This is a genomic window from Bacillota bacterium, from assembly GCA_040754675.1.
In the GTDB taxonomy this organism is placed as follows: Bacteria; Bacillota; Limnochordia; order Limnochordales; family Geochordaceae; genus Geochorda.
The window spans coordinates 1-2,341 of record JBFMCJ010000608.1; the positions used below are offsets into that span (position 1 = coordinate 1).

Below are 2,341 nucleotides of genomic sequence, written 5' to 3' on the forward strand. Positions count from 1 at the left end.
CGCCGGGCTCGGCATGGCGGCCTTCATGATCCGGGTGATGGAGATCTTCGACATTGAGGCGGCCCAGCGCCTGGAAGAGGTGGGGCGCATGCGCGCCATCCTCGAAGAGCGCGACCGCATCGCCCGTGAACTTCACGACGGTGTCATCCAATCGCTCTACGCCCTGGGGCTTGGCATCGAGAACGCCGCCCTGGCGCTCGAGCAGCGAACCACAAGGGAAACCCGCCAGGCGCTCACGGACCTGATGAGCCGCGTCAACGGCATCATCCAGGACGTGCGCGGCTACATCATGGACCTGCGCCTGCCCGGCGAGTCGGGCCTGACGCTGGCACAGAAGCTGCGTGCCGTCGTCGGCGAGGCCTCCCGGGTCTACCACCTGCCCATCTCCCTGGAGATGGGCCCCATCGACGAGCAGGCGTTGACCCCGGCCGCCGCCAATGAACTCTCCCAGATCGTCAAGGAGGCCGTGAGCAACGCGGCGCGCCACGGCGAGCCGCGGCGCATCCAGGTCGGCGTGCATCCGGGCGACGAGGGCGAACTGGTGCTTTACGTGCAGGACGACGGAAAGGGCTTCGACCCCTCGAACCTGGCCCACACCCGGGGCTGGGGCCTTTCCAACATGCGAAAGCGCGCCGCGATCCTGGGCGGCGATCTCGACATCGACAGCCGCCCCGGAGAGGGCACGACGGTCATGCTGCGACTTCCGCTCCCTGTCCAGGCGGACGGGCCCGCACCCGCACCGGGTGCGGCCCACCGGACGGAGAGTGAGGCCCGTCATCGGGCCAGCGCCTGACGCTCGGGACGGTGAGAAGCCAACATGGCGCAGGGAACATCGGGGAGATCGACGGAGGGCGGCGGGCGGCCACCCGTGCGGATCCTCATCGCCGACGATCACGAGGTGGTGCGGATAGGGCTGCGCTCGCTTCTCGAGCGCTTCCCGGACTTCGTGGTGGTGGGCGAGGCGGCGTCCGGGGTGGGCGCGGTGGAACTGGTCGACCGCGTGCTGCCCGACGTGGTCATCATGGACATCCGGATGCCCGAGATGAACGGGGTTGACGCCTGCCGGCGCATCAAGGAGAAGCACCCCGAGGTCAAAGTCATCATGCTCACCTCCTACCCCGACGACGAGGCCGTGTTCGGCGCCGTGATGGCCGGGGCCAGCGGGTATGTGCTGAAGCAGGTGGGTTCGACGGAGCTGGTGGACGCCATCCACACGGTGGCGCGGGGCGAGTCGCTGCTGGATCCGTCGGTAACCGGCAAGCTCCTGGAGCGGGTGCGGATGCTGACGAGCGAGGACCAGCAACCTCACGAGAAGCTCAACGTCCAGGAGCGGCGCATCCTGGCCCTCATCGCGGAGGGCAAGACGAACCGGGAGATCGCCGAGGCGCTTTACCTCAGCGAGAAGACCGTCCGCAACTACGTCTCCATGATCCTGAGCAAGTTGGGGCTCGCCAACCGGGCCGAGGCCGCCGCGTACGCCGTGCGCCAGAAGATGGTGCGGGACCTGAAGCCCAACGGCAAGCCCGACGGGTCCTGACCGGCGCTGTTCATCGTCCCATCGGCCGCATGGGACAGACGGGGGGCTTTTCGCATGCACGTGGACGTGTTCGTTTCCGCTGCCGTGACCGCCGCGACCGCCGCGCTGAGCGGCGCGTTCGCCCTGCTCGTCCTGCACCGGTACGCAACCCACCACCGGGCGGCGTACCTGCTCCTGTGGGGCACCGGCCTGGCGCTGTACACCGTCGGCGCCCTGGCGCAGCTTCACCGGGCCCTGTTTGGCTTCACCGAACTCGGCTTCCGCCTCTGGTACCTCAGCGGAGCCATACTGGTCGCAGCTTACCTGGGCCAGGGAACGGCCTACCTTCTGCTCCCCCGCCGCGCTGCCCACACCCTGATGGTGCTGCTCGGATCGGGCTCCGTGTGGGCCGCCTTCAAAGTCTTCACGGCAAGCCTCAACCCGGCCGCAGCCACCGGGCTGGAGCTTTCGGGGGCCATCATCACCTCGCCCGGCGTGCGGGTCTTGACGCCGTTTTTCAACATCTACGGGACGGTCTTGCTCGTGGGCGGGGCGCTGTACTCGGCGTGGAACTTCTACCGGCGAGGCACCCATTACAACCGCATGGTCGGCAACGCTCTCATCGCCCTGGGCGGGTTGTCGCCGGCCATCGGCGGGACCTTGAACCGCTTCGGTCTGCCGGGGCTGTACGTCGGGGAGCTCGTCGGCGCGGCCCTGATGTACCTGGGCTTTTTGAAGGCCGCTGCGCCGTCCCCGGCCGTCCAGGGTGCTGCGCAGCGAGCGGCGCGGGCTTGAAGGAGCGGCCTGCTCGAGCTTGAGGCGGCG

General features: G+C 68.6%; 3 protein-coding genes. All 3 read left to right on the plus strand.

Annotated features, from left to right (window positions below):
- A partial coding sequence (locus tag AB1609_21530; protein MEW6049017.1) for a sensor histidine kinase occupies nucleotides 1-793 on the plus strand: 793 nt, incomplete at its 5' end.
- A 24-nt stretch (nucleotides 794-817) separates the two neighbouring features.
- Nucleotides 818-1,537 (plus strand): response regulator transcription factor, encoded by a 720-nt coding sequence (locus tag AB1609_21535; GenBank protein MEW6049018.1) that lies wholly within the window; start codon nucleotides 818-820, stop codon nucleotides 1,535-1,537.
- A 54-nt stretch (nucleotides 1,538-1,591) separates the two neighbouring features.
- Nucleotides 1,592-2,311 (plus strand): hypothetical protein, encoded by a 720-nt coding sequence (locus AB1609_21540; GenBank protein ID MEW6049019.1) that lies wholly within the window; start codon nucleotides 1,592-1,594, stop codon nucleotides 2,309-2,311.
- Nucleotides 2,312-2,341 lie beyond the last annotated feature (30 nt).